Below are 1384 nucleotides of genomic sequence, written 5' to 3' on the forward strand. Positions count from 1 at the left end.
ATGCACCCTGGGGTGCAAAGTGAAGTGCACCCCAGAAGCCCCCTGCAATTGCTGTTAAAATTGACATGCCTGGTGTTTTGGACAAAGAAAAAACCGCTCTGCATTTCTGCAAAGCGGTTTCTATTTATGCCTTGATTTCCGTCCCGTCTTGAAAGACCACGGTTACATTCTCTTTATCTTTTACTATCATTTTATCGACCAGGGCACACCAGAGTGAATGGTCAAATTCGGTGAGCAGGTTCTTCCGACCTTTCAGTTCCTGAATGAACCGTCCAAGCTGCTCATTCCGATCCTGGCGGTTTTCAATCTTCTCACACAGTTGTTCGTACTCAATTTTCATTGCATCATAGCGGCTGATGATGTCATCATACTGTTTTTGGTACTCTTCCTGGTTCTGCGCCACCCCTGCATTCCGTTCCACAGCATTCTGGGCCATTTCCACCAGGATGCCGATTTCCTTCTGCATGGCATCTCGTTTGGCTAGAAGGTCTCCGTTGTCACAGATCACCTGCCTAGCATCCTCGATGGTCTGGATAATCTCATCCTTCTCTGTAATCATCTGATTCATTGCCCGGACGAAGTACATCTTGATTTCCTCTTCTGTCAGATGCGGCGTTCTGCACCCTGTATTGTTTCGGAACTTATTATTACACTGGTAGATGATCCTGCGGTACTTGTCATTGGAGTGCCAGACCTTCGCACCGAACCATCCTCCGCATTCAGCACACTGGATTTTGGTGGAAAAGATGCTAGTACCACTGAAGTACTTCCGTGCTTTATTTCTACGCTTCAGTTCCGCTTGCACCATTTCAAAGGTCTGAGGTTCAATAATGGCTTCATGGTCATGCTCTACATAGTATTGGGGGACTTCCCCTTCGTTGATTTTCGTTTTCTTTGTCAAAAAATCAACCGTATAGCTTTTTTGTAGAAGTGCATCTCCCTTGTACTTTTCGTTTTGAAGGATACTGTAAACCGTACGTGCACTCCATTTGGATTTTCCTCCTGGGGTTTTAAGTCCTCGTTTTGTTAGTTGCTTGGCAATAGTTGTTGTTCCCAAGCCTTCTAGGAATAGCTTGTAGATGAGCTTGATCGTTGTTGCTTCTTCTGGTACAACTACTAGCCCACCGTTCGGGCCTTTCTTGTATCCCAGGAAACGGCTGTAAGCGACGCTGACTTTGCCATCGGCAAACCGCTTCCGATGACCCCAGGTGACATTTTCTGAAATACTCCGGCTTTCTTCCTGGGCCAGGGAACTCATGATCGTCAGGAGCAATTCTCCCTTGCTGTCGAAAGTCCAGATATTTTCCTTTTCAAAGTAGCACTCTATTTTGTGTTCTTTTAATTTCCGAATAGTGGAAAGGCTATCGACGGTATTTCTAGCAAA

General features: G+C 45.7%; 1 protein-coding gene. It reads right to left on the reverse strand.

What is annotated here, in order from left to right:
- Positions 1-124: 124 nt before the first annotated feature.
- On the reverse strand, positions 125-1384 hold a 1260-nt coding region (locus tag ACTUHY_RS12815), incomplete at its 5' end, for a recombinase family protein (RefSeq protein ID WP_442827998.1).

Origin of the sequence: Acidaminococcus nyctereutis, assembly GCF_052216985.1 — a bacterium.
GTDB lineage: Bacteria > Bacillota > Negativicutes > Acidaminococcales > Acidaminococcaceae > Acidaminococcus > Acidaminococcus fermentans_A.